The following is a 22,594-nucleotide window of genomic DNA, read 5'->3' as shown; positions in this document are numbered from 1 at the left end:
ACTGTTCGGCCTCTGGTCAGCCGTCAGAGTCCAGCCCGAAGAATCTCGGCTTCTCACTGGGACGTGCAAGAGCGGAAAGAGGGTCTGGACTCTGGCTTGACGTAGATCCAACTTACCTGATCCACAAGACATAAGAGCCGAGAGCCGAGAGCCGAGAGCCGAGAGCCGAGAGCCGAGAGCCGAGAGCCGAGAGCCGAGAGCCGAGAGCCGAGAGCATGATGTGTCACACAGGAAAAATCGTCAAGGGAAACGTCTGTAGGGGCGCAGCGTGCTGCGCCCTTCATGGCTTTGGCCAAAGCCTTTTATAGCCCTCGGCCCTTAGCGCTCGGCCCTCGGCATTTCTCTTTTGCCCTCGGCCCTCAGCAGGGCGAAGCCCCACTCAATACGGATACGCAATGTCACACACCAGATCATCCGGTCCTGCCCCATCCCAGTTCTCGAAATAGACTTCACGGCAAGCCAGAGGGCTGCACATTTTGCCATTTTCCTTGAGCCACAAAGACACTGCATCATAGGCCTTGAGGATCTCGGGGAATGCGCACTGGGCTTTGGTGATGGTGGCGTAGGCCTCGGGATGCTCGGGTTCAATGCGGATGTTCATGTCGGAGCCGGGGTCCACGGTACCCAGATAGGGAATGCACACCTCCACGGGTCCGTCTGAATCGTGGTTCACTTCACCGTGATAGATCACGAAGGGGGCAGCAGCAAAAGGGGCATCGGCAGCTTTCAGGTGATCCATCAGGCGTCCAAAGCCTTCCGAGATGAAAGCAGGCAGGTCATTGGCATACACCCGACGCTGAATGGTGATGATTTTGGCCTCTGGAACCTGGCGGGTCTGGATCTCAAACATGTGGTTCTCCTTCTTCTCCAGAACATCAGAGAGGTACTGAACGAGTTGCTTTTTCTGCCGTGCATCTGCTTCCACCTCACGCCAGTACGCCCGGACCAGAGGTGCCCTTTCGATTTCTGAGGCCTGCAGCACCTCAAAAATGCGGCTGAGGGGCATCTCCAGTTGCCGCAACAGGCCAATCAGGCGGGCGGTTTCCGTCTGGTCCATGTGGTAGTAGCGGTAGCCGCTCTGGGGGTCCACAAACACCGGAGGAAGCAACCCCATGCTGTCATACAGCCGGAGGGCTTTCTGGGACAGCCTTGTGGCTCTGGCGAAAAGGCTGATGGTCAGCAGGTCTGCACGGGTCCCGTTCATGGACTCAGTCTCGGGTCTGACCCGGGGGGAGAGTCAAGGGGTGTGTAGGCTGAGGGGCTTTGTGGTTGTAGGAGATCGGCGTGCCTTGCCCCATTGCCGAGAGCCTGATGTGCTACACGGCAAAAATCGTCAAGGAAATTGTGCAGGGGCGCAGCGGACAAGGAGACCAGCATGTGGTCTCCTGTTTTGTACAAGACAGCGTGCTGCACCGTGAATGCTTCAGCCAAAGCCTTTGTAGCCCTCGGCCCTCGGCTCTCGGCATTTCTTTGGCCCTCGGCTCTCGGCCCTATGCCCTCAGCAACTTTCATTTGTTTAGATCTAAGCCATCAGGCCCACTGCAAACCCTCATGCATGGATGCATAAAATACCCTATGTTGCTTGCTTTCGATCTGGACGGAACCATTGTCACCCGCAAGTTTGAACTTCCCGAGAAAATCCGCGAGGCCATCCGGTATGCACGCAGCAAGGGGCATCACATCACCGTGATCACCGGACGCACCGACCGCAGTGCCCGGCCTTTTCTGAATGCCTTGCAGGTCGATTCGCATTTTGGCAGTTGTCAGGGCTCAAGGGTGCACGCTACAGGGCAAGAGATGCACCACGAGGTGTTCATCGGTGCCCAGCAGGTGCAGACCACGCTGGATCTGCTCAAGAAACATGGGAAAGCCAAGTTTTTCATGTGCAGCCCCACCCATCTGTTTCTGGAAGACCTGTCTGATCCTTTCTTTTCGTGGGCAGAAACCGAAGGTCACATCGTCACCCCTCTGGAAAAACTGACCCCGGAGACCGTGAACAAGATCGTGATTTATGGTGAGGACCTGACGCTTCTGGGCAAGGACATCCACACTCAGGTGCAGGGGCAATTTTACCCGTGGGACCACACGGTGCTGGAGGTGCTGCCACAGGGCAGTTCCAAAGGGCATGCCCTTTCTTTGCTGGCCCAACATTATGGCTACACTGCAGATGAGGTGGTGGCTTTTGGAGATGGGGTCAATGACATCAGCATGTTCGAGTGGGCAGGCCAGAGGATCGCTGTGGGCCACGCGGGCGAGAGATTGCGTTCTCTTGCCACCGAGCACGTCCCTGAGCCTGAAAAGCTGGGTGTGGCAGATTGGATTCACCAGAACCTGTGAGGGTTGCGGTCCTGTCTGACATCCATGGCAACAGTCTGGCGTTGCAAGCGGTCTGGCAAGACCTTGAGCAGCACAGCCCCGATCTGGTGGTGTGCCTCGGGGATCACCTGTGGGGATCACTGGAACCGGGAGAAGTGGCAGACTTTTTGATGTCGCACGAAGTGGTGTGCATCTCTGGAAATCAGGACCGGAGCATCCTCCATCCATCTTCTGAAGAGGCGTCAGGACAGGACTTTGCCTTGCTGCAATCCGAATTGACCTCACAGCATCTGGACTGGCTCAGCAAATTGCCTGCAACACTGGAGTTGGAGGGGATGCTGCTCTGCCATGGGACACCCACCTCTGACACCACATATTTGCTGGAAACCATTGGTCCTGCAGGTTCAAGACTGGCATCCAAAGAGGAGGTTTTGCAAAGGCTTGAGGGCACCACCTCTCCTCTGGTCCTGTGTGGGCACTCACATCAGGCGCGCACGGTACAGGCTGGTCCCTTTTTGATTGTGAATCCGGGAAGTGTGGGCATGCCTGCTTACACCGATGACCTGCCCCATCCACATGCCATGGAGTCTGGAAGCCCTCACGCCCGATATGCCCTGCTGTCCCTCACCTCGGGACTCTGGCAGATCGATCACAAGCAAGTGGTTTACGACTGGCAAACCGCATCCAGCAAAGCAAACCGCGCCGGACGGTATGATCGTGCACAATGGCTGCGCACCGGAAGGGCTTAAAACCTGTTTCCATTTGGTCACTTTCGGTTAAGCTGAAATCATGCAAGAGCGCATTCACGGTTTGCTGCTGGGAATGGCCGTGGGTGATGCCTTGGGTCTTCCCTATGAAAACCTGTCTGCCAAACAGGCCCTTGCTCTGGGGCCACCAGAGCAGATGCGTTTCTGGCGAGGCCGTGGCATGGTCTCCGATGACACCGAACTGGCTTTGCTGACGGTGGAGGCTTTGCTGAAATCTTCAGGGGACACCAGACACTTTCAAAAGGTGCTCAAACGAAGCCTGATTGGATGGGGAGCACGTGTGCCTTTCGGGGCAGGTCAGGCCACCTTGCAAGCCATTGTTCGGCTTTCTCTGGGCTTCTCACCCGAGCGCAGTGGTGTGCATTCAGCAGGCAGCGGCCCCCTGACGCGCAGCTTGCCCCTGGGGTTGCTGGTCACCGATCCACAACGTTTGCGTTTGCTGGTGCGGGCTTCCACCCGCATCACCCACACGGACATCCGGGCAGAGCGGGCAGCTCTGGTGATGGCGGTGGCCGCCCGCTTCGTGCTGGAATACAAAAACATCCAACTGGCTTCTTTTCTGGAGGAATTGCCCCACTGGATTCCAGAAGAGGAAGACCATGAATTGTGGGGCAAAATGGCCCTGCTGTCCCACAGCTTGGAGTTGTCCGAGGACACCCACACCTTTGCTCAACATCTGGGCATGAAGCAGGGGGTCAAAGGCTATGTGTATGACATCTTGCCTGTGGTGTTGCATGCCTGGTTTTCCTTTCCCAACCGGTACAAGGAGGCCGTCCAGAGCGTCATCTCCTTGGGAGGAGACACCGACACCATGGCTGCTCTGGTGGGCGGCTTGGTGGGCATCCGGGTCAGCGCAGATGGCATTCCACCCGAGTGGGTACAGCAGTTGTGGGAGCCCCTGTACAGCCCTGCCCATCTGGAATGGTTCTCTGCCATTCTGGAAGAGAACCGTTCGCAGGACCTGAAGCGCTTTTCTCCAACCCTGCAATTCATGCGTCAATGGACCTTCAATGGTTTGGTGATGGGTCATGTGTTGCGCAGGATGCTCTGGGTGTTCCAGAGGTCCCCAAAGGGATAAAGCCACTGCATTCATCTCTGAATCAGAACATCCCCCCTATAATGTGGCTTTGAGGAGCCTCATATGACATCAAGCAGTGCACTTCCTGCAGGCTGGACCCCTGCCCCTGCGGGATACAAACATGTGGTCAGTGTTTCCATCGGATCCAGCAAACGCAATGCCAGAGAAGAACTTGAAGTGCTGGGGCAAAAATTGATCCTGGAACGCATCGGGACCGATGGAGACATGGAAAAAGCCGCCCAACTGTTCCGCGAACTGGACGGCAAGGTGGATGCATTCGGTCTGGGTGGCACCGATCTGTACATCATTGCTGGAGACAAGAAATACTCTTTCAGAGACATCGTCAAGCTCTGCTCCAATGCCAAACAAACCCCCATTCTGGATGGCAGTGGCCTGAAACACACCCTGGAAAGGGAAGCCATCCGCCAACTGGATCCGCACATCCACTGGAAAAACACCCGCACCCTGATGGTGGCGGCTGTGGACCGTTTCGGCATGGCAGAAGAGTTGGCCCAATCGGGCGCAGATGTGCTGTATGGCGACCTGATTTTCAGCCTCGGGTTGCCTGTTCCCCTCAGAACCATTGGTGCCCTGAGGAACGTTGCCCACACTTTGTTGCCTGTGCTCACCCTTCTGCCTTTCAAGTGGTTTTATCCCACAGGAGACAAGCAGGACAAAGAAGTCAAAGGGACAGGCAGCAACTACTATGCCTGGGCCGATGTGCTGGCCGGAGACTTCCTGTACATCCGCAGGTATGCCCCCAAAGACCTGAAAGGCAAAGTCATCCTCACCAACACCACCACCCCTGCAGATCTGGAGTGGGCCAAAGCCTCTGGGGTCAAGGAAATGATCACCACCACCCCAAGAATTGGTGGACGGTCTTTCGGAACCAACGTGATGGAGGCGTTCTTCGTGGCACTCAGTGGCAAAAAAGAAGCCCTGACCGAAGCCGAGTATCTGGACTACATCCGTAAAATTGGATTCAAACCAGAGATCACTGCTCTGAATCCATGAAAAAGCCCCACACTTGTTGTGGGACTTTTTGTGTGGCTTGGAAGGGTGAAACCAGAGGATGCCAAAGCATCCTCTGGTTCTGGAATTCCCATTCCTCGCAGACAACCTCTTTTTTTCTGCCGCGTGATCCAAAAGCCAGGGTCACTTCATGCGATCAATGCGCATCACATTCTGTCCAGCAAACTGGCTGAAATAAATGGTGCCATGGCTGTTGACCGTCAATCCGAGAGGGGTTTTGATGGGATTCTTGCGGGGCTCACCCCGGGTGTAGGAAGTGGCCTCCAACCCATTCCCTGCAATTTTGATGGCGACCCAGGGCTGATCCAGATTGGTGCTTGAAGGGGTGTAAGCCCGGATCCGGCTTTCATTGAGCTCTGAAACCAGCAACATGCCGTTCGGGTGCCATTTGATGGTGATGGGCATGTAATTGGTGGTCTTGGGAACGATTTTGACAGGCTGGTTGCTTTGAGCCGCTTTGCGCCAGAGGCCAGTGGTGGTGCCAAAGTAAATGTTTCCCTGAGGATCGACCGCCACACCCTCCACATAAGCTTCACCAGCAGGCATGGTCAGCACGGTGGAAGTGAGGTAATTGCCGTCTGTTTGTTTGGTCAGTTTGCGCACAGCACGGTTGTTGTAATCGGCAACATACACATCGGTTCCATGACGGGTGATCTGTCTGGGGTTGGAAAAACGGGCTGCATTTGCATCCCCGTTGGCCAGACCACTTTCCATGGCACCTGCAATCAGGCTGGGGCTGAAAAACAAACTGGAGGTGTAATAAATCTGGTTGTTGCCCTGCACAGAAAGCAGCAGACCATCAGAGTCCGTGCATTCGATGAAGGTGTTGACCCGATAGAGTGCATTGCTGCTCACCAACGTGGTGCTGTGTGCGTCCAGTCGCCAGAGGCCATTCTGGTCGGTCATGTAGATTTTGCCGCTCGGGCAGGTGGTCAGGCTGAAGGGTTTGTTGAAACGGGTCTGGTCTGCAGGTCCAGCTTTGAAACCCGCATCATTGAATTTGCCGTACGCAGGTTGCATGAACGCAAGATCGGTGATGGGAATCTGGTTGTAATCCTGAGCCGCGTTCACAGCCAGAGCAAATACGGCTTTGGTGGCCGGGGCAGGCACTTGAATGGCCAGCGTGAAAACCACCCCATCCCCCGGTTTCACGTAATTGCTGAACGATTTGTAGGGATAAAAGGTGTCTGGCAAATATCCATCTGCATTGACGATGCCCCCACCCGCAATGTTGTAATTGGTGGCTGTTTGGGCCGAGAAAGACGGGACAAACACCGTCAGGTCGGAATCGGCACCCATGCCCTGATTGGTGTTGTTTTTCAGGGTGAACTGCACATTGTACACAGAGTCGTTTTCATCTGTGACCACCTGGGTGGTGGAAAAACCTGTGGCGTAATACGCCTGCCTGGAAACACCTCCAGAGGTTGCTGCAGGAAGGGGACGCACCGTTCTGGTGGCGGTGTCCAGTTCAAAAAACAGGCCTTCAACCACAGAGGGTTCTTCTGGTTGCTGGGGTTGGGGAGTGGCTGGGGTGCGGGTTCCGCATGCAGTGACAATGAGGGCCAAAGTGGCAAGGGTCAGGGCTTTCCGGTTCATGGTTGTTCCTCCAAAACACAGAACCCTCTGGCCGAACTGCCAGCCAAGCAGATTCTGTTGCTGAAACCCAATGTAAAAAAGGCACCGTGATTGCAACGTGATTGCGCTGAAGACCTGTGCACTGTGATGTCGGGGATCCAGCCATTTCGCAATCATGTCTGACCATTGAGGACACAAATGGACTGTGTTCAAATCTGTGCTGGCACGCCACAAACCTCATCTTTTGGGGTAAGATTTTGCATGCTGCAACAGGGTGGTTTGTCCCCCGGTTTCTGGATCTGTTCTGGCACCTGTTCTCAGAAAGGTGACTTACCTTTAGACCCAGAACACGTTAGAATACGACTGTTGCGAGTAGAAAATGCTACTCTTGCCCCGTCTCAAATGGGCAAAAGCGCTCAGGACGCCCAGAGAAAACAGGCCCTGAACGCGCTGAATGGATGCGCAAAACATCCGAAGAACAAAGGAGTCAGGAATCAATGATCAGCGTAACAGAATTGCGGAACGGCACAAAAGTCGAGATGGACGGACAGCTCTGGGAATGCCTGGATTACTCTCACCTGAAGATGGGTCGCGGTGGCGCCAAAGTGGTCACCAAGTTCCGCAACATGGAAACCGGTTCGATCGTGGACCGCACCTTCAACAGCGGTGAAAAACTGCAGGACATCTTCGTGGAGAGCCGCAGCATGCAGTTCCTGTATCAGGACGGCGACGACTACCTCTTCATGGACATGGAAACCTTTGATCAGGTCAGCCTTCCTGTGGTGCTCGCTGGCGACCAGAGCAAGTTCCTTGTGGAAAACATGCAAGTGGATGTCCAGATGTACAGAGAGAAACCCCTGAAGATCGAACTGCCCAACCAAGTGGTGCTGGAAGTTGTGGAAACCGATCCCGGCGTGCGTGGCGACACCGTCTCTGGTGGCACCAAGCCCGCCAAACTGAGCAGCGGAGCCACCATTCAGGTGCCCCTGTTCGTGGAGACCGGCAACAAACTGAAAGTCGACACCCGAGACGGCGGCAAGTACCTGGGACGGGCATAATGGACCCCCGAGATCTCAAGAAAATCCTGGATGCGCTTTCAGATGCCGAATTTTCCGAATTCAGCCTGAAAACCAGTGAGTACGAGATTTCGCTGAAACGTGGAGCCGAACAGGTGTTGGTGCAGGCTCCAGTGCAAACCGTGGCTGCCCCTCAGCCTGTGGTCGTCCAGCAACCTGCTGTGCAGGCCCCTGTGGTCCAGAGTGCTCCCGCAGCTCAACCTGTGGCTGAAAGTGCACCTGCAGCCCAGGCTGCCCCTGCAGAAGACACCAGCAAACTGGTGCCTGTGAAAGCCCCCATCGTGGGCACCTTCTACAGCTCCTCCTCCCCTGACGCCACTCCTTACGTGCAGGTCGGGGACCGTGTGCAAGTGGGTCAGGTCCTGTGCATCGTGGAAGCCATGAAACTGATGAACGAGATCGAGTCGGAAGTGGCTGGCATCGTGCGCAAGATTCTGGTGAACAACGCCCAACCCGTCGAGTACGGTCAGGACCTGTTCCTGATTGAACCTGCCTGAAATTCAAACATTCTGGTTTCCCCCTCGGGGCTCCTGTCATCGGGGGCCATGCAGGGGGAAACTTTTTAAGGAGCCCCATGGATCAACCTCCCTTCAAAAAAATCCTGATTGCCAACCGGGGCGAGATCGCCCTGCGCGTGATCCGCACCTGCAAAGAAATGGGCATCAAGACCGTGGTGGTCTACAGCCAGCCCGACGAAGGCAGCCTGCCTGTCTTGCTGGCAGATGAATCCGTGTGCGTGGGACCCGCTGCCTCCAAAGACAGCTACCTGAACATTCCCAACATCCTGTCTGCTGCCCTGATCACCGGAGCCGAAGCCATCCACCCCGGTTACGGTTTCATGGCCGAAAACCCCGACTTCGCAGAAATGTGCCGCGACCACGGCATTGTGTTCATTGGCCCCACCCCTGAGAGCATGCGTGCTCTGGGCTCCAAAGCCGGTGGCCGTGAAATTGCATCCAACAGCGGTGTGCCCACCGTCCCCGGAACCGGCGTGCTGGAAACCGTCGATGAGGCCCTCCTTGCTGCCAAGCAAATTGGTTACCCGGTCCTCCTGAAAGCCAGTGCCGGAGGTGGAGGCCGTGGCCAGAAGGTCGTGCGCACCCAGGAAGAACTGAAAACCCTGTTCAATCAGGCACAGGAAGAGGCCCGCCTGTACTTCGGGGATGAAGCCATCATCATGGAAAAATTCCTTGAGGAGTTCCGGCACGTCGAGGTGCAGGTGCTCGGGGATGGACAGGGCAACGTGATCCACATCGGAGAACGGGACTGCTCGATCCAGAGGCGCAACCAGAAGCTGATCGAAGAGGCCCCCTCCACCCTGCCCGATTCCCTGCGTCAGGAGATTCTGGCTGCCGGTGTGCGTCTGGCCAAGTATGTGAATTACGCGGGTGCAGGCACCCTGGAGTTCATTGTGGACACCAACGGCCACTACTACTTCATGGAGATGAACACCCGCATTCAGGTGGAGCACTGCGTTTCCGAGATGATCTCCCAACTGGATTTCATCAAAGAGATGATCCTGATTGCTGCTGGAAACCCCCTGCGCATCAAACAGGAAGAGGTCAAACTTTACGGCCACGCCATCGAGTGCCGCATCAATGCCGAAGACCCCTCCAAAGACTTCCGCCCGAGTGCAGGCAAAATCACCAACCTGCATGTGGCCGGAGGTCCCGGTGTGCGTTTCGATTCCCATGCTTACGCTGGATACCAGATTCCGCCCCACTACGACAGTCTGGTGGGCAAACTGATCGTGTGGGCCCCCACCCGTCAGGAAGCCATTTCCCGCATGAAGCGCGCTCTGGAAGAAACCATTGTGGATGGCATCAAGACCACCATCCCCCTGTACATCAAAATCATGGACAACCCTTACTACAAACGTGGGGCAGTCCTCACCAACTTCCTGAAAACCCGCATGGAGTAAAAGGGGCTTTCAAAAAGTTGAATTCAAAAAGGGTGTGCTGTTGCACACCCTTTATTTTTTGGGCACCTTGACCACCATGGGCTGGCTCTGGCCTTTGAAACCCACCTGCAATTCGCCTTTGACCTGTACGGTTTTCATGAAGCACAGGCCCACATTCTTGTTGCACATGAACAGGTCTGCATTCAGGTCCAGAGGGTAACGCCCTTTTTTGAAGGTTTTGGGCACCGTCAACTGAAACTGGAGGGGATCCAGACGGGCAAAGTAAGTCTCGGGCTCGTAATCCGCATCCGGGCCTTTGATGTCTTTTTCGGTCAGGGTGAGTTTCTGAAAAGGGGTGGTGAGGGTCAATCGGGTGGGAGCGTCCTTGTTGATCAGGACCTCCTCGGGGTTGTCAATCTTCAGGGTCAGGATGACCGTCTGACCGGGTTGTGCATAAACCACACCTGAGTTCTGAACGGCATCAGAACCCAGAGTGCTGGAAATCAAAAGGGGGATCAGGGGAATCATAAACCTCTCTGGATGTGGGACATTTTGCCCGGAGTTGAGCCCCATTGTACTTGCTCGGGACCGTCAGCGGAAAGTCTGAACTTTGAGCATGTCATTTGAAAAAGCGGTCAGCCATCAGCTTTCAGCGAAAAGCTCACCTTGAGGCTTCTGCTTTCGAAAACAGGAAGACACAAAGACAAACAGGGAAATCCCAATCAGATTTGAAGCTCAAAAGTCAGCAAGAGAACTTTCCTTCTGGCTGACGGCTGACCACTGACAGCTGATGGCTCTTTCTGTTTGCACCGTCCGAACAACGGCTTTGCACTTTCCATGCAACATCCCATGGAAAGATTGCGCATGTTCTCATGGTACTGGTAAGCTTGCCTGAGATACTGTTGTCAGAGGGCAATTGGCCCCACCTTCCCCCACTAAAATGACCAGAATGCGCCACAACTTCCGTCTTTTGTTTCTTGCTGTGCTCTCTGTGCTGACCTGTGCTGCACAGGCCCACGAAGCCCTCGATCTTGAAGATCCATCCATGAACTCTGCGGCCCTGATCACCCTGTGGATTTTTGCGGTGCTGGCCGGAGGGGCGTTCATTGGTTTTCTGGGACTCTTGCTGGGAAATCTGGGCAAAAAGAAAAATCTGGTGCTGGCAGGCATCATTGGAACGGTGCTTTCAGGGGGCATCGCTGCCTCTGCGGGCTTTGCGCTCTGGAAACAGCAAAGTGTTGGGCTGGACCGGATTGTGTTGCAACAAACCCGAGAAGGTTGGAACGCCCATTACGGCAGCACCATCGACATCCAGAACGTGCTGGTTCTGCCTGTAGGCGAACTCACCAACATCCTGACAGAAAGCGAGATCGGAACCCGGTTGCAGGTGCCCATGTTGGGCCTGGATGTGGAATTGCCCAAACAGCAGGTGCTCAACCTGACCTTTTCGGTGCCAATGGAAGGGGATTTTCTGGCCATGGATGGCAAACTCACCATTCGAGGGGTCAGCAAAGAAAAGTACCAGCAATTTCTGAAGGAGCAACCATGAAACGCATTGGCCTGACCGGCAGCATTGGCAGTGGGAAAAGCACGGTGGCCCGCATGCTCTCCCAGAGGGGCATTCCGGTGCTGGACGCCGATCAGGTGGCCCGTGAGGTGTCACGGGATCCGCAGACCCTTGCAGAGGTCAGCAAAGCGTTTGGCCCCGAGTACATCACGCAAGAGGGTCTCAACCGCCCAAAAGTCGCAGCGTTGGTCTTTCAGAATCCTCAGGCCAGAGAAACCCTGAACAGCATCATCCATCCGAGGGTGCGGGCCAGAATGCTGGAACTGGAACAAAACCTGAACAGTCCTGTGGTGGTGCAGGACATCCCTTTGCTCTTTGAAGGGGGATTGGACCACACCATGGACGCCACCATTGTGGTGGATGCCCCTCTGGAGCAACGCATTGAGCGCGTGATGGTCCGGGATGGCCTGACCCGAGAGCAGATTCTGGCCCGTGACCACACCCAGATGCCCGCTTCAGAGAAACGCAAAAGGGCCACCTTTGTCATTCAGAACGAGGCTTCTCTGGAAAGGGTGGAAGCCCAGCTGGAATACATTCTGGATGAATTGGGTTGGCCCTTTTCTGAAGCCTGAGGACGTTAAAGGGGTCTGAGGTCTTCCCAGAGTTGCCACCCCACACCTGCGGGGGTGCTGTTCAGGAGGGGGTTCAGTGCCACGCTCAGGCGTTCTGCGTGTTCGTGCAGTTCTTCGTTGGAAGGCTGCCCTTCGTAGATCCTGAGGGCCGTGAACTGGAAGAAATGCTGGCTGGAGGTCAGCTCGCCGTTTTCAAAGAAAGCAAACGGGGCCTGCATTTCATCCCACAGCAAACTGGCCTCTGCGAGGGTCTCGGGGAGGTGCTGGGACAGGTCAATCGGGTCGCTTTTGGGGTACCAGAGGTAACCTTGCAGCAACCGGATGGCCATGCGGTTGTGGTTCAGCGGTTCATCCACGCTTCGAGTTCCTTGAGAAAACGGTCATGCTCAGCGTAATGATACAGGATGGTGCTGAATCCCAGAGCACGGGCCGCCACAAGGTTCTCCTCCACATCGTCAATGAAGACGCTGTCCTGAGCAGGGACGCCTGTGGCCTCTACGAGGGCGTGGAAGGACTCTGGGCTGGGTTTTTTGAAGCCAATTTCGTTGCTGTACACCATGGCATCGAAACGGGCCCAGCGGGGGTCGGCTTTCAGTCGGTCGCTGAGGACCGGGTAATTGTTGCTGAGGAGGCCCACTTTGAATTCTGCGGGAATGGTGGGCAAAAAGTCATACATGGGTGGGTTTTCGTAGACACTGCCCAGATACAACTCGATGATTTCTTCGAGGGGAGCAGTAAATCCCACTTCCTGCATCAGGTTCTCAAAGAAGGTCTCAAGGGTCCATTTGCCCAGCTCAAGTTGATGCACGTGGGCAAAGTACACTGCACGGACTTTTTCGACATCGAGGTTGTAGCGTTCAGCGATGCGGCCAGTGGAACGGCCATCAAAAGTGTTCTGGGTGAAGACGCCACCCCAGTCAAAGGTGATTGCTTTCATGTGGGCTCCCCAAACCTGCCAGAAGAATTCCGGGCGCAAGCAGGTTTACAGTCCTTTGCGTGCCTGTGAGGTGCTTTCATCGACGAGCACCCCGCGCCGCATCCAGGCTTTGACGCAGAGGTCACGCACCAACCTTAGCACCATGAGGGGGTCCTCGGGGTGGTTTTGTTTAAGCGGCCTGCCAAACTGCCGGACATGTTGCTGGTGGGCCTCCAGAAACTGGGGGATGGGCAAAGCCGCAGGTCGGTAAGAAATCACCTCGCTGAACTCCAGAGGAAACACCCCCGGTTCGCTGGTGGTCACCACGGCACTGATCCCAGAAGCTGGATCTTTGAGGACCGAAAAGGCCTCCAGATGGGCACTGCCCGAGGGGGTGAAATTCAGGGTCACCACCACCAATTCACTTGAAAAAGGCATCTGGTGCAGATGCCTGAAAAAACCCGAATCAAGTTGCAAAGGGTGGGGCTTGAGGCCCAGTTGCTGCAGTTCTTCCGACCACTGCTGGCTTTCTGTGGGCAGCACGACGGATTCGATTTCCTGCAAAGGATTGAACACATAAGGGTAGGCTTTGCCCACCAGTTTGGCTGCACTGAGTTCAGACATGACCGTCCGGACCGCCTCAAGGCCAAGCAGGCGTTCCAGCTCGTTGGATGTCAGCACCGCCAGATTCAATTTCAAGTGCATTTCCTACACTCTACCACTCCAGAGGTAACAGATGAACCCTTCAGAAACGACACGCTATACTGCATCCATGACCAGCGTCCGCCTTGAAAGCCAAGTGGAATACTTTGCCAGACTGCAAGAAATTGCTGATTTTTTCAAACAGAACACCCTGCCTGTGGCCCTCGCCTCACACATTGACCCGGATGGAGATGCCATCGGTTCCTGCCTCGGGCTGCAAAGGGCATTGCGCAAGATGGGCAAAACCGCCCAGACCTACGCCACCGTGCCCCAGTACCTGCAATTCCTGACCACCGAAGAAAACGACGTTCTTCCCCCTGTGGAGCACCTCCCTGAGGGCAGCATCGTGGTGGTGCTGGATGTGGACAACAACGACCAGAACCGGGTGGAAGGCATCCGTCTGGAGCACTTCTCGGGGTTTGTGGTCAACATTGACCACCACGGCACCAACAAGCGGAACAGCGACATCAATCTGGTGTGGCCTTCCCATGCCGCCACCGCCCAGATCATCACCGATCTGATTGAACTGCTCGGGGTGGAGTGGGACGCAGACCTCGCCAACCCCCTCTTGACCGGCATCATCACCGACACCGGTTCGTTCAAGTTCTCCAACACCACCCCAGAGGTGCTGATGGCGGCCTCCAAATTGATTGCTGGAGGGGGCAATGTGAGTTTCGTCAATGAGAGCCTCGCACAGCATCCCAAGCGGTACTATCAGCTTCTGGTGCTGGTCTTGCAATCCATGCGTTACGAACTGAACGACCTGTGCGTGACCGCCCATGTGAGCAGCAGCATGCTGGAAAGCGTGGGGGCAAGCTGGGAAGATGTGGAGTCTTATGTGGGCATGATCCGCAGCGCACAGGGCACCGAACTGGCGGTCATGTTCAAAGATTACGGCACCCACATCAAGATCAGCGCCCGTTCCAGAGGCAAAGCCAGCGCCCAGAACATTGCGGTGGCTTGTGGCGGAGGCGGCCACTACGCTGCTGCAGGTGCCACCCTGCACTTGCCTTTCGAGGAAGCCTACGACAAGGTGCTTGAAGAGGCCCGCAAAGAACTGGATCGGGTCGGGCTTTAAAGCCCCTGCACTCAAGCCCCCTGCACTCGCTTCGCTTGTGCTGTCCCCCTTGCGCTCAAGGGGGACTTTTACTTCAGCAATTCCAGAGCTTTCTCTGCGGCTTCCAGAGGATCTCTGGCCACCGCTGTGGGGGTGCATTCCTCTGGGAGGGCATCCCTGAAAAAGCGGCGCAGGTCTTCTTCTTCCAGAGCCGTTTCAATGGGCCGGGCTTCCGGGTGAATCCAGATGCTCTGGATGCCTGCACGGTTGGCCCCGAGGATGTCGTGGCACAGTTTGTCTCCGATGTGCAGGTCCACCCCTTGCAGGAACTCGGGTTGGGGTTTGGCGTACCCATGGGTTTCAGGGGCACGGACCTCCTCGAAGAAGTCCAGAATGTTCAGGGCTTCCAGCACAGGAACCTGATATTTCGAGTAGCCATTGGTGGCCACGATCAGGCGAAAACCTGCTTGCTGCAAACGTTCCAGACCCTCTCTGGCGTTGGGCAGGAGGTGGATGTACTCGGGGGTGCAGTGCTCTTTCACGATGCCTGAAACATCCGGGATGTCGTGCACGCCAAAATTCAGGGCCACCTCGCGGGTGATGCCGTCCCAATCGAAGGCTTCCACATGCCGTCCAGCCATCACTCTGGCAGAGAAACCCCGATTGAGGTGCTTGCGGAACATCTGCCAGAAGGCATCAAAATCACCGGTCTGACCAGACTGTTGATGCACATGGCGGGCCAGAAAAGGCACCACCCCTCTGGAAAAAGGATTCTGGATCAGGACCCCGTCCAGATCAAAGCTGATGGTGTGTGTCATTTGTTTTTGATGAAACCATCTTTGAGCCAGTTCTGGATCAGGGGCTCAAGGTCATGCAGGGGGATGTCGTTGCGCAGGCTGTATTCCGCAGGGGTCAAATCCTGCCCGAGGGAGCGCAGGAAGTCCACCCCTTGCTGTCCGTGGTGCTTGCGGAAATTCTGGTGGGTGGGGGTGATGGGGCTCAGGGCATCCCTGCCCCGCAAGGTGACCGGGTACTGCTGGTGGGCCCATCCTGCCAAAGGTTTGGGCAGAATCAAGGTCTGGGGGCGCAGAGGGGCCGGAAAAACCCCTGTTTCGCCGAGTTCCATCTGGAATCGGCCCAGCACCTTGCCTTCCATCATGAGGATGCAGCTTCCCTGTTCCACAAGGACCCCGGAGAAGTTGTCTGTGGGGGTGACTTTCCAGACCCTTGAACTGACCCCGGCCAGAGCATGGGTCACGTTCTGGTCCAACTGGTATGCGTTCAAGACCGCTCCAGCGGTGAACAGTTGCAGCATTTCACCGAGGGCAAGTTCGCCGACTTGCGTTCCAGAAGATGCAGCAATGATGCGCCCCTCAAAGACCAGCACATACACGTTCTGTTCGCCCAGACCCACGTGGAGGCAGCCGTACCAGTTGCTGTCATGAAGGTGCCTTAAAAAGGCATGCAGGTCACAGAAACTGGCACTCAGGCCAAGGTAACGGGCTTCCCCCTCGGGGAGCAGGCGGGCCAGCACGGGGGCGGCTTCAGGAAACATGGGGGTGAGGTTCTGGGTCATACGGTTCTCCGTGATTCTGGGGCTGCGCCTGCGTGGAGGTCTGGCAATGGGACGGTTCATGGCTCGGGCACCTCGAAAACCTGCTGGCAGGACTGCTGGTAACGGCGGGCATTCTCCTGATAGCGGGCTGCATTTTGAGCGGCTGGTGCCTCTTTGATGACTTTTGCGGGTACGCCAACAGCCAGCATACCATCTGGGACGTGATGCCCCTCGCGCAGCAAAGCTCCGGCAGCCAGCATGGCCCCTTTGCCCAGACTGGAACCGTTGAGCATGGTGGCCCCCATGCCCACCAGAGACCCTTCGTGCAGGGTGGCCCCGTGGATGATGGCCCTGTGCCCGATGGTCACATTTTCATGAACCACACAGGGAAAACCGGGGTCGCTGTGAAGAACTGCACCATCTTGCACATTGCTGCCTGCGTGGATGGTGATGGGTTCCACATCGCCACGCAGAACGGCACCAAACCAGATGCTGGCCCCCTCATGCACCGTGACTTTGCCAATCACATCTGCACTCGGTGCAACAAAAGCGGTGCGGGCCACCTTCGGAACTTCTGAGGAAAGCTGGTAAAACGGCACCGCTTAAGCCTCCTGCAAGCCCAGAGCCTGCCGCAGAAGCTGGCGGTCCTCGGGGAAGTTGAGGAGGTCCAGGGCCTGTTCTGCAGCATAAAACCCACCCGACATGAAGGTGTCTTCAAGGTGCACCTGATCGGTGGCAGATTGCATCACATACCAGTGCACTTCTCGGGGAATTCCCTTAGCATTCACATACCGACTAACCCCGAGTTTGCTCTGGATGGTGGCTTGGACTCCAGCCTCTTCCAGCACCTCACGGATGGCAGTGGCTTCCATGTCTTCGCCTGCCTCGATGTGGCCCTTGGGATACGTCCAGGAGCCATCTTTGTACTGCACGATCAGGACTTTTTGATTGAGGGTGAACACCAGTCCACCTGCACCTAAAACCGCATTCATGCCCTCAGTTTAACGGATCACACCACAAATTCCATGACACATGCCATGGCTTCAGAAATTGACTTGTGGACTTGCCCTGAGCATAATGAGAGAGTCCCTAAGGTAGCCATAAGGGTGTCTACACCCCAAAAGCGGGTGCAGCACCGGGTTATCACTTTAAAGGGATGTAGGAGTCAGCAGTATGGCAGAAGGTAAAGTCAAGTGGTTTAACGCGGAAAAAGGATTCGGATTCATTGAGCACCCCGGTAACCCGGATGTTTTCGTACATTACTCCGCAATCAACACCAAGGGATTTCGCAAACTCAACGAAGGTGACGAAGTCAGCTTCGAGATTGAACCCGGCCAGAATGGCAAAGGTCCCCAAGCCAAAAATGTGGTTGTGACCAAAGCTGCTCCTGTGCAGGCAGAGCGTACCCCTTCTCGCGGCGGACGCTGGTAAGCTTCTAAACGCCAAAGGGCCACCTGCAAAGGTGGCTCTTTTTTGTGGCTGTTTTTGCTGGAATCACTGGTTCTGCAGTCGGTTGATGTACGATTCCCAACCCGAGGACAATTCCCATCCGGCTCGGGCCTTCTGGAACACCCCTCTGGCTTTCAGCAGGTTCAGGACCTCCGTGGCCCGTCCGGGGTAGCCTTCCGATTGCTGGAAGCACCATGCCGAGAGGCGAGCAGGGATCTCCTGTGCCAGCATCTCCTCCATCCAGAGGTGCACCCCTTGCTGGGAAAAAGGAGACAGGAACACTCGGGTCTCCAGAGGCACCTGAAACGGCGTGAGTGCCGTTCGGGAAACCGAGGCCATCACAATGCCCACAGGCAGCATCAGCTGGTCCAGAGCCTGCTGAATGACCCTGCAGGTGGCATGGTCCAACATCGAACCCTCATCGATCATGATGAGCAGACCGAGTTTGCCATAACAGCCATGTTGCAAAGTTTGCAGAACAGCACGGCTGCCTTCATGCACAGGCAAAGGGGCATCCCATTTGGCTTGCATCAGGCCGTCGAGGGAACGGTGGGTGGTGGCACCCGACAGGGAAAGCACCGCATAATTTTGTCTGCGCGCTTGCTGGGCCAGAAAGTGCAGCATGAACGTGCGTCCAGAGCCGGGTTTGCCTGTCAGGGAGAACACCCCCTTTTGTTTGATTTCCAGCATGTCCAGAAAAGTCTGAAAAGCCTCCAACTGTCCATTTCTTTCAATGGGGGATGGAAGGGGGTCCGAATGCACCACAGGCACATCCCGCAAATCTTCGGTGACAAAACGGCGAGGGTTCTGCTCACTGGCCCACTGGTTGCGTGTGCGGGCCACTTGCAACAGGTCACTGACCCGGCCTGCATCCTCTGGATAAGCAGCAATTCCCATGCTCACCCTTTGAAACAGCACAGGATGCCCTTCGAAGGGATGGGTGGCCAGATGTTCCAGCAGACGTTCACAGACCAGCACCGCATCGCGTTTGCAGGTGGAGGGCAGCATCAACACAAATTCCTCTGGGCCAGAGCGAAACAGCACGTCCGAAGTGCGTTTCTTCTGCTGTATGCGTTCGGTGAGGTGGCGCAACAGTTGGTTGGCACGGTCCTGTCCCCACAATTCACGCACCTGAGACAGGTGATCAGGGGTGATCACACAGAGCACAAAGGGCAATTTTTCACGCTCAGAACGAGCGGTCTCTTCAATCAAGCGGGATTCCATCAAACCACGGGTGTATGCGCCGGTCAAAGGGTCCCGGATCAGGTAAGTGGTGGGGTTGTGTTGTCCCTGATGGGCATGTTCCATGCTGTTCACTCCATCTGCATTCATGATGACTTCAGTTGAAAACCACTGTCTTCAGTTTGCACTCAGGAGCATTGCAGGATTCTTTGGTGTGAAATTCTTCTTACACAGAACTTCAAGGGCGATAAAAACCGTCTGACAGCCAATCTTTTCATTGGGTGTTGTTAAAACCCTTGAATATTGGCTGTCAGAGTTCTGTGAGGTTTTCTCAGCTGGGCTTCAGTTTTTGTTTGGGGGTTGCAAAATCTTGCGGGACACGGTCCAGGCCACAGCCCCTATGGCCAGACCTAAAGGCACAGCGAGGGCCACGGCCAACCAGGCATTCCATCCCATGTCTCCAATCCAGATCAGGGCAGCAAAACAACCCGACAGAAATCCCACCAGAATCCCAAACCTGCGGGATTTGTCCTTGGGGGTCCAAGAATTGAGGTCCATTTTTACAGTCTAAGCCTGACGAAATGGGATGTTTGTACCTTCTCACCGGGTGACAGATGAAACCCCTTTGCCATGACGGTGATCCTCTGGTCCATCAAGCGTCATTCCGTGTCGCCAGCATGTGTGATGCTGGGTTCAGGAGGGAAACCCATGACCCAACAACCCTGGACCATCACCGAAATCGTTGATGGACCCCGCGTTCGCACCATCGAGAAGGCCGATGAAAGCCTGATCGTGTACTGGGAAGTGGAATTTTACTGTGAGCGGGACGGGCAACGGGAAGCCACCGCCAGATGGTCCTATGATCCCACACAACTGAAAAAGTATGTGCTGGGAGCAGCTCTGGAAGATCTGGAAAGGGACTGAGGCTCGGGGCGTTGCAGAAGGCGGTCCATCAGACAGGTTTGGCAGCGGGTCTAGAGCATACGATCACGTCTGAAAAGGTCAAACCCCATGCCAAGTACAAAAAAATAAACCCTGTCTTGAACAGGGTTTATTGCTTGGTGGCGTTGCGCGGACTTGAACCGCGGACCTAACGATTATGAGTCGTTCGCTCTAACCAGCTGAGCTACAACGCCAAGCGTTAAGTATGGTACATGCAAATCCACCATTTTGCAAGCCCTCATCCCGAGACCCCTTCGGTGACCTTCAAGCGCTTGCGGAAAGTGCTGCGGTGGCCTTTGGCAGGCAGTGGATTTTTGGTGGCCCCGAGCAGTCCAAACATAGGCATGTTCACGTAGACGCATTCCGCCTGTTCGGGTTCGAGGGTGTAGGTTTCATGCCAGATGCCCACACTGCCATCGGTGCCCACCAGTTTGTAGAAGTCCTGCCACGCTTTGAAATGGGGATCTTGTGGATTGCGTGCAAAGGCTTCAAGGTGCTCGGGGCTTTTCCAATAGGTGACCATGATGGTGGTCAGGGGGCCAAACCGCACAAAGCTTTCAGCGTGCAGCATGCCTTTCTCTGGGTTCTCCATCAGGGTTTTGATCATGGGGGGCATTGCCAGAGCCACTTTCAGCCATTTGGCAGGTGGCAGCAGTTTGTTGACCCGCATGCCAATCAAAAAAACGGTGATGGGTTCTTTCAGTTCGGTGGTGATCCGGTCGGTGTGAATCATGGCGTCTCCTCGCAATCATATATATGATTAATCATATATATGATGAAATCAGATTACGGGTTAAGCTGTCCCCTGTCAAGGAGATGTATGGCACTGCAACACGCAATTCTTGGATTCCTGAGCTTCGAACCCATGACCGGCTACGATCTGAAAACCCGCTGTTTCGACAAAAGCGTGAAATACTTCTGGAGTGCCGATCAGGCCCAGATTTACCGCACCCTTGAGAAACTTCAGCAAGAGGGGCACATCACCAGCGAGACGCAGGTGCAGGAAGGCAAACCCAACCGCAAGATCTACCACATCACCCCCACAGGCCAGAGCACCCTGCTGCAATGGCTGAAGGAACCTCAAGAATTGCCCATCCAGAAAGAACCTTTCTTGATGCAACTCTATTTCTCAAATGGCCTGAGCAATGAAGACATCCTCAAACAGGTTCGGTATCAGAAACAACAGCACTGCGCCCGACTGAGGGAGTACCTTATGATCAGGGACCACTTTGAGAAGGGACTCAAACAACCTCTGGACCCACAACATCAGAGGGCCACAGCACTTCAGTACCTGACCCTCAAATTTGGAATGGGTCTCGAAGAGCTTTACCTGAAGTGGCTCGATGAGGCAGAAGCTGTGGTTCAAACTTTGCAGGAGGCCTGAGTGGGCAAAACACTGATTGTGATCGGTCTGGTTCTGGTGGGAATCGGGGTGCTCTGGGTGTACTTTCCCAAAGCCTTAAGCTGGTTTGGTCACCTGCCGGGAGACATCCGCCACAAAGGTGACAACGTAACGGTGTTTTTTCCCATCACCAGTATGATTTTGATCAGTGTGGTGCTGAGTGTGCTCGCCCGCCTGTTTGGAGGTTCGAAATGATCAAGATGTACACCACGTCCTGGTGCCCCGATTGCCACGTCACCAAATCCGTCCTGCAAAAAAAGGGCATCCCCTACGAAGAAATCAACATCGAGCAGGTGGAAGGTGCCGCCGAGTACGTCATGCAGGTCAATGGCGGAAAACGCAGCGTTCCCACCCTTGAATACAACGGGGTCGCCGAATCCATGAGCCGGTTCTCCAGAGAAAAACTGGACACCTACCTTGCCCGTGTCGGCTTGCAGTAAAGTCCAACCCTGAACAACTGACAAAATGGCGGATGTGGCACTTGCTGCATCCGTCTACTCTTTTTGCATGGTCACTGTCAGAAAATTGAAGCCCAATGATTTTGAAGCCCTCTGGCCCATGTTTGAAGATTCAAAACACATCGATTCAAAAGAACAGGTGCAGGAGCGCTTTCAAACCTTCTGCTTCAGGGAAGACTGGTTTCTGCTGGGTGCCGAACAGGATGGCAAAATGATCGGGTATGCAGCAGGGCAGGATTACGGCACAGATTTTCGATGTGGAGACACCCACAGGGAATGCAAAATGCACGACCTCTTCGTGTTCCCTGAATTCCGCAGGCAAGGCGCAGGCAAAGCTCTGGTGGAAGCTGCAAAAGAATGGGCCAGAGCACGTTCCGTGCGTTACTTCTACTGGTATGCCAGCAAAGGGGCCATTCCCTTTTACGAAAAACTCGGGGGGACCGGAGTGGAAAATTCCCACCCCGATCATCCGTACTTTGAGGTGGATTTTCATGTTTGAGATTCGTGTTTTGACCCCTGACGATGCCTCCATTTACCGTGGGCTTCGACTGCAAGCCCTCACCCATGATTCCCATGCCTTTCTGGTCGATCCTGACCAGTACCGACAGGTCCCACTGGAAACCATTCAGGGGCAGATTTCCAGTGAACCAGAAGGAAAATTCACTCTGGGGGCTTTCCAGAATGGCAACTTGATTGGCATGTGCACTTTCTTGAGGGAAACCCACCCCAAAATCCGTCACAAAGGCAAAGTGGTGGCCGTTTACGTGCATCCACAGGCCAGAGGTCAGGGCGTGGCCCGCAAACTGATGGAAACCCTGATCGAACGGGTCCGAAGTTACGGCACTGTCGAGCAAATCCAGCTCGGGGTCAGCCACACCCAGATTGCAGCCCAGAAACTGTACGAAAGCCTCGGGTTTCAGGTGTTCGCCCATGAAAAGCAGGCAGTAAAGCTTGCAGATGGGTATCTGGATGAGGAGTGGCGGGTTCTGGTGTTGTGAAGGGTCGCCCTGAAGCCGAGAGCCTTGTAGGGGCTAGGCGTGCCTTGCCC

30 protein-coding genes and 1 tRNA gene are annotated in these 22,594 nt (G+C 55.3%); 17 read left to right on the top strand and 14 right to left on the bottom strand.

Annotated features, from left to right (window positions below; translation table 11 throughout):
* Window positions 1-379 precede the first annotated feature (379 nt).
* On the bottom strand, window positions 380-1,204 hold the full coding sequence (locus Q371_RS24620; RefSeq protein WP_034346204.1) for a MerR family transcriptional regulator: 825 nt from the start codon (window positions 1,202-1,204) through the stop codon (window positions 380-382).
* A 371-nt stretch (window positions 1,205-1,575) separates the two neighbouring features.
* Here Q371_RS24620 and Q371_RS24610 point away from each other — a divergent pair, with 371 nt between their 5' ends.
* The 4 genes from Q371_RS24610 (at window position 1,576) to Q371_RS24595 (ending at window position 5,175) form a co-directional block, all read left to right on the top strand.
* The gene (locus tag Q371_RS24610) at window positions 1,576-2,337 is read left to right on the top strand and encodes a Cof-type HAD-IIB family hydrolase (protein ID WP_034346197.1); all 762 of its coding nucleotides are present in this window, start codon (window positions 1,576-1,578) and stop codon (window positions 2,335-2,337) included.
* Window positions 2,334-3,065, top strand: a complete 732-nt coding sequence (locus Q371_RS24605) for a metallophosphoesterase family protein (RefSeq protein WP_034346194.1) — start codon at window positions 2,334-2,336, stop codon at window positions 3,063-3,065. The genes Q371_RS24610 and Q371_RS24605 overlap by 4 nt, the downstream gene beginning before the upstream one ends.
* A gap of 40 nt (window positions 3,066-3,105) precedes the next feature.
* Window positions 3,106-4,161: an ADP-ribosylglycohydrolase family protein gene (locus Q371_RS24600; protein WP_051965226.1), complete on the top strand. Its 1,056-nt coding sequence runs from the start codon at window positions 3,106-3,108 to the stop codon at window positions 4,159-4,161.
* 63 nt (window positions 4,162-4,224) lie between these two features.
* Window positions 4,225-5,175: a hypothetical protein gene (locus Q371_RS24595; RefSeq protein ID WP_034346191.1), complete on the top strand. Its 951-nt coding sequence runs from the start codon at window positions 4,225-4,227 to the stop codon at window positions 5,173-5,175.
* Between the two features lie 141 nt (window positions 5,176-5,316).
* On the opposite strand, the gene Q371_RS24590 is transcribed toward Q371_RS24595, so the two are convergent.
* On the bottom strand, window positions 5,317-6,789 hold the full coding sequence (locus Q371_RS24590) for an NHL repeat-containing protein (protein ID WP_157442935.1): 1,473 nt from the start codon (window positions 6,787-6,789) through the stop codon (window positions 5,317-5,319).
* A gap of 476 nt (window positions 6,790-7,265) precedes the next feature.
* On the opposite strand from Q371_RS24590, the gene efp reads away from it, so the two are divergent.
* From efp to accC, 3 genes are all read left to right on the top strand, one after another.
* A complete protein-coding gene (gene efp / locus Q371_RS24585) occupies window positions 7,266-7,826 on the top strand; it encodes an elongation factor P (protein WP_034346187.1) in 561 nt (186 codons plus the stop codon).
* Window positions 7,826-8,341 (top strand): acetyl-CoA carboxylase biotin carboxyl carrier protein, encoded by a 516-nt coding sequence (gene accB, locus Q371_RS24580; protein ID WP_034346183.1) that lies wholly within the window; start codon window positions 7,826-7,828, stop codon window positions 8,339-8,341. Before efp ends, accB begins: the two co-directional genes overlap by 1 nt.
* Before the next feature lie 77 nt (window positions 8,342-8,418).
* The gene (gene accC / locus Q371_RS24575) at window positions 8,419-9,765 is read left to right on the top strand and encodes an acetyl-CoA carboxylase biotin carboxylase subunit (RefSeq protein ID WP_034346180.1); all 1,347 of its coding nucleotides are present in this window, start codon (window positions 8,419-8,421) and stop codon (window positions 9,763-9,765) included.
* Between the two features lie 51 nt (window positions 9,766-9,816).
* Here the strand turns inward: accC and Q371_RS24570 are convergent, their stop codons facing one another.
* Window positions 9,817-10,272 carry a hypothetical protein gene (locus Q371_RS24570; RefSeq protein ID WP_034346177.1) on the bottom strand — a complete coding sequence of 152 codons (456 nt, stop codon included), beginning with the start codon at window positions 10,270-10,272 and terminating at the stop codon, window positions 9,817-9,819.
* Between the two features lie 421 nt (window positions 10,273-10,693).
* On the opposite strand from Q371_RS24570, the gene Q371_RS24565 reads away from it, so the two are divergent.
* On the top strand, window positions 10,694-11,293 hold the full coding sequence (locus Q371_RS24565) for a hypothetical protein (RefSeq protein WP_157442934.1): 600 nt from the start codon (window positions 10,694-10,696) through the stop codon (window positions 11,291-11,293).
* Window positions 11,290-11,883, top strand: coding sequence for a dephospho-CoA kinase (gene coaE, locus Q371_RS24560; protein ID WP_034346170.1), 594 nt, complete (start codon window positions 11,290-11,292; stop codon window positions 11,881-11,883). The genes Q371_RS24565 and coaE overlap by 4 nt, the downstream gene beginning before the upstream one ends.
* A 5-nt stretch (window positions 11,884-11,888) precedes the next feature.
* Here the strand turns inward: coaE and Q371_RS24555 are convergent, their stop codons facing one another.
* From Q371_RS24555 to Q371_RS24545, 3 genes are read right to left on the bottom strand one after another with little or no spacing between them, the layout of a single operon-like run.
* On the bottom strand, window positions 11,889-12,239 hold the full coding sequence (locus Q371_RS24555) for a DUF3208 domain-containing protein (RefSeq protein ID WP_034346167.1): 351 nt from the start codon (window positions 12,237-12,239) through the stop codon (window positions 11,889-11,891).
* On the bottom strand, window positions 12,224-12,820 hold the full coding sequence (locus tag Q371_RS24550) for an HAD family hydrolase (protein WP_034346230.1): 597 nt from the start codon (window positions 12,818-12,820) through the stop codon (window positions 12,224-12,226). The genes Q371_RS24555 and Q371_RS24550 overlap by 16 nt, the downstream gene beginning before the upstream one ends.
* Before the next feature lie 45 nt (window positions 12,821-12,865).
* Window positions 12,866-13,504 (bottom strand): hypothetical protein, encoded by a 639-nt coding sequence (locus tag Q371_RS24545; RefSeq protein WP_034346163.1) that lies wholly within the window; start codon window positions 13,502-13,504, stop codon window positions 12,866-12,868.
* 67 nt (window positions 13,505-13,571) lie between these two features.
* Between Q371_RS24545 and Q371_RS24540 the strand changes: the two genes are divergently transcribed.
* Window positions 13,572-14,579 carry a DHH family phosphoesterase gene (locus tag Q371_RS24540; RefSeq protein WP_034346160.1) on the top strand — a complete coding sequence of 336 codons (1,008 nt, stop codon included), beginning with the start codon at window positions 13,572-13,574 and terminating at the stop codon, window positions 14,577-14,579.
* A gap of 68 nt (window positions 14,580-14,647) precedes the next feature.
* Here Q371_RS24540 and Q371_RS24535 read toward each other — a convergent pair whose 3' ends face one another.
* The 4 genes from Q371_RS24535 to Q371_RS24520 are packed head-to-tail and all read right to left on the bottom strand — an operon-like array spanning window position 14,648 to window position 17,105.
* Window positions 14,648-15,376, bottom strand: coding sequence for an HAD family hydrolase (locus Q371_RS24535; RefSeq protein ID WP_051965223.1), 729 nt, complete (start codon window positions 15,374-15,376; stop codon window positions 14,648-14,650).
* Window positions 15,373-16,194: a hypothetical protein gene (locus Q371_RS24530; protein ID WP_245618466.1), complete on the bottom strand. Its 822-nt coding sequence runs from the start codon at window positions 16,192-16,194 to the stop codon at window positions 15,373-15,375. The genes Q371_RS24535 and Q371_RS24530 overlap by 4 nt, the downstream gene beginning before the upstream one ends.
* Entirely contained in the window at window positions 16,191-16,712 is a 522-nt protein-coding gene (locus Q371_RS24525; RefSeq protein ID WP_051965222.1) for a gamma carbonic anhydrase family protein, read from the bottom strand. Before Q371_RS24525 ends, Q371_RS24530 begins: the two co-directional genes overlap by 4 nt.
* A gap of 3 nt (window positions 16,713-16,715) precedes the next feature.
* Window positions 16,716-17,105 (bottom strand): NUDIX hydrolase, encoded by a 390-nt coding sequence (locus Q371_RS24520; RefSeq protein ID WP_034346157.1) that lies wholly within the window; start codon window positions 17,103-17,105, stop codon window positions 16,716-16,718.
* 181 nt (window positions 17,106-17,286) lie between these two features.
* Between Q371_RS24520 and Q371_RS24515 the strand changes: the two genes are divergently transcribed.
* The gene (locus Q371_RS24515; protein ID WP_034346155.1) at window positions 17,287-17,544 is read left to right on the top strand and encodes a cold-shock protein; all 258 of its coding nucleotides are present in this window, start codon (window positions 17,287-17,289) and stop codon (window positions 17,542-17,544) included.
* 63 nt (window positions 17,545-17,607) lie between these two features.
* On the opposite strand, the gene Q371_RS24510 is transcribed toward Q371_RS24515, so the two are convergent.
* Entirely contained in the window at window positions 17,608-18,894 is a 1,287-nt protein-coding gene (locus Q371_RS24510; RefSeq protein WP_034346152.1) for a diguanylate cyclase, read from the bottom strand.
* 192 nt (window positions 18,895-19,086) lie between these two features.
* Window positions 19,087-19,302, bottom strand: a complete 216-nt coding sequence (locus Q371_RS24505; protein WP_034346149.1) for a hypothetical protein — start codon at window positions 19,300-19,302, stop codon at window positions 19,087-19,089.
* Between the two features lie 150 nt (window positions 19,303-19,452).
* Here Q371_RS24505 and Q371_RS24500 point away from each other — a divergent pair, with 150 nt between their 5' ends.
* The gene (locus Q371_RS24500; protein ID WP_157442933.1) at window positions 19,453-19,668 is read left to right on the top strand and encodes a hypothetical protein; all 216 of its coding nucleotides are present in this window, start codon (window positions 19,453-19,455) and stop codon (window positions 19,666-19,668) included.
* A 135-nt stretch (window positions 19,669-19,803) separates the two neighbouring features.
* Here Q371_RS24500 and Q371_RS24495 read toward each other — a convergent pair.
* A tRNA-Met gene (locus tag Q371_RS24495) sits at window positions 19,804-19,880 on the bottom strand.
* Window positions 19,881-19,924: 44 nt separating this feature from the next.
* Window positions 19,925-20,419, bottom strand: coding sequence for a DUF4188 domain-containing protein (locus Q371_RS24490; RefSeq protein WP_034346144.1), 495 nt, complete (start codon window positions 20,417-20,419; stop codon window positions 19,925-19,927).
* 87 nt (window positions 20,420-20,506) lie between these two features.
* Between Q371_RS24490 and Q371_RS24485 the strand changes: the two genes are divergently transcribed.
* From Q371_RS24485 to Q371_RS24465, 5 genes are all read left to right on the top strand, one after another.
* Window positions 20,507-21,070, top strand: coding sequence for a PadR family transcriptional regulator (locus tag Q371_RS24485; RefSeq protein ID WP_034346142.1), 564 nt, complete (start codon window positions 20,507-20,509; stop codon window positions 21,068-21,070).
* A complete protein-coding gene (locus Q371_RS24480) occupies window positions 21,071-21,283 on the top strand; it encodes a DUF2905 domain-containing protein (RefSeq protein ID WP_034346140.1) in 213 nt (70 codons plus the stop codon).
* Entirely contained in the window at window positions 21,280-21,528 is a 249-nt protein-coding gene (locus Q371_RS24475) for a glutaredoxin family protein (RefSeq protein WP_034346137.1), read from the top strand. The genes Q371_RS24480 and Q371_RS24475 overlap by 4 nt, the downstream gene beginning before the upstream one ends.
* A gap of 67 nt (window positions 21,529-21,595) precedes the next feature.
* Window positions 21,596-22,045, top strand: coding sequence for a GNAT family N-acetyltransferase (locus tag Q371_RS24470; RefSeq protein ID WP_034346219.1), 450 nt, complete (start codon window positions 21,596-21,598; stop codon window positions 22,043-22,045).
* The gene (locus Q371_RS24465; protein WP_034346135.1) at window positions 22,038-22,544 is read left to right on the top strand and encodes a GNAT family N-acetyltransferase; all 507 of its coding nucleotides are present in this window, start codon (window positions 22,038-22,040) and stop codon (window positions 22,542-22,544) included. The genes Q371_RS24470 and Q371_RS24465 overlap by 8 nt, the downstream gene beginning before the upstream one ends.
* Window positions 22,545-22,594: the final 50 nt, after the last annotated feature.

Source organism: Deinococcus misasensis DSM 22328, from assembly GCF_000745915.1.
Lineage (GTDB): Bacteria > Deinococcota > Deinococci > Deinococcales > Deinococcaceae > Deinococcus_C > Deinococcus_C misasensis.
This window is presented reverse-complemented; position numbering and strand designations above follow the sequence as displayed.

What these genes read in the sequence shown, in the direction of transcription:
- Q371_RS24510 (WP_034346152.1), bottom strand. Translation starts at nt 18,894, where the DNA reads ATGAATGCAGATGGAGTGAACAGCATGGAACATGCCCATCAGGGACAA.
- Q371_RS24600 (WP_051965226.1), top strand. Translation starts at nt 3,106, where the DNA reads ATGCAAGAGCGCATTCACGGTTTGCTGCTGGGAATGGCCGTGGGTGAT.
- Q371_RS24540 (WP_034346160.1), top strand. Translation starts at nt 13,572, where the DNA reads ATGACCAGCGTCCGCCTTGAAAGCCAAGTGGAATACTTTGCCAGACTG.
- Q371_RS24550 (WP_034346230.1), bottom strand. Translation starts at nt 12,820, where the DNA reads ATGAAAGCAATCACCTTTGACTGGGGTGGCGTCTTCACCCAGAACACT.
- Q371_RS24515 (WP_034346155.1), top strand. Translation starts at nt 17,287, where the DNA reads ATGGCAGAAGGTAAAGTCAAGTGGTTTAACGCGGAAAAAGGATTCGGA.
- coaE (WP_034346170.1), top strand. Translation starts at nt 11,290, where the DNA reads ATGAAACGCATTGGCCTGACCGGCAGCATTGGCAGTGGGAAAAGCACG.
- Q371_RS24505 (WP_034346149.1), bottom strand. Translation starts at nt 19,302, where the DNA reads ATGGACCTCAATTCTTGGACCCCCAAGGACAAATCCCGCAGGTTTGGG.
- accC (WP_034346180.1), top strand. Translation starts at nt 8,419, where the DNA reads ATGGATCAACCTCCCTTCAAAAAAATCCTGATTGCCAACCGGGGCGAG.
- efp (WP_034346187.1), top strand. Translation starts at nt 7,266, where the DNA reads ATGATCAGCGTAACAGAATTGCGGAACGGCACAAAAGTCGAGATGGAC.
- Q371_RS24590 (WP_157442935.1), bottom strand. Translation starts at nt 6,789, where the DNA reads ATGAACCGGAAAGCCCTGACCCTTGCCACTTTGGCCCTCATTGTCACT.
- Q371_RS24500 (WP_157442933.1), top strand. Translation starts at nt 19,453, where the DNA reads ATGACCCAACAACCCTGGACCATCACCGAAATCGTTGATGGACCCCGC.
- Q371_RS24565 (WP_157442934.1), top strand. Translation starts at nt 10,694, where the DNA reads ATGCGCCACAACTTCCGTCTTTTGTTTCTTGCTGTGCTCTCTGTGCTG.
- Q371_RS24530 (WP_245618466.1), bottom strand. Translation starts at nt 16,194, where the DNA reads ATGAACCGTCCCATTGCCAGACCTCCACGCAGGCGCAGCCCCAGAATC.
- Q371_RS24610 (WP_034346197.1), top strand. Translation starts at nt 1,576, where the DNA reads ATGTTGCTTGCTTTCGATCTGGACGGAACCATTGTCACCCGCAAGTTT.
- Q371_RS24620 (WP_034346204.1), bottom strand. Translation starts at nt 1,204, where the DNA reads ATGAACGGGACCCGTGCAGACCTGCTGACCATCAGCCTTTTCGCCAGA.
- Q371_RS24520 (WP_034346157.1), bottom strand. Translation starts at nt 17,105, where the DNA reads ATGAATGCGGTTTTAGGTGCAGGTGGACTGGTGTTCACCCTCAATCAA.
- Q371_RS24490 (WP_034346144.1), bottom strand. Translation starts at nt 20,419, where the DNA reads ATGATTCACACCGACCGGATCACCACCGAACTGAAAGAACCCATCACC.
- Q371_RS24465 (WP_034346135.1), top strand. Translation starts at nt 22,038, where the DNA reads ATGTTTGAGATTCGTGTTTTGACCCCTGACGATGCCTCCATTTACCGT.
- Q371_RS24485 (WP_034346142.1), top strand. Translation starts at nt 20,507, where the DNA reads ATGGCACTGCAACACGCAATTCTTGGATTCCTGAGCTTCGAACCCATG.
- Q371_RS24470 (WP_034346219.1), top strand. Translation starts at nt 21,596, where the DNA reads ATGGTCACTGTCAGAAAATTGAAGCCCAATGATTTTGAAGCCCTCTGG.
- Q371_RS24595 (WP_034346191.1), top strand. Translation starts at nt 4,225, where the DNA reads ATGACATCAAGCAGTGCACTTCCTGCAGGCTGGACCCCTGCCCCTGCG.
- Q371_RS24535 (WP_051965223.1), bottom strand. Translation starts at nt 15,376, where the DNA reads ATGACACACACCATCAGCTTTGATCTGGACGGGGTCCTGATCCAGAAT.
- Q371_RS24545 (WP_034346163.1), bottom strand. Translation starts at nt 13,504, where the DNA reads ATGCACTTGAAATTGAATCTGGCGGTGCTGACATCCAACGAGCTGGAA.
- accB (WP_034346183.1), top strand. Translation starts at nt 7,826, where the DNA reads ATGGACCCCCGAGATCTCAAGAAAATCCTGGATGCGCTTTCAGATGCC.
- Q371_RS24570 (WP_034346177.1), bottom strand. Translation starts at nt 10,272, where the DNA reads ATGATTCCCCTGATCCCCCTTTTGATTTCCAGCACTCTGGGTTCTGAT.
- Q371_RS24475 (WP_034346137.1), top strand. Translation starts at nt 21,280, where the DNA reads ATGATCAAGATGTACACCACGTCCTGGTGCCCCGATTGCCACGTCACC.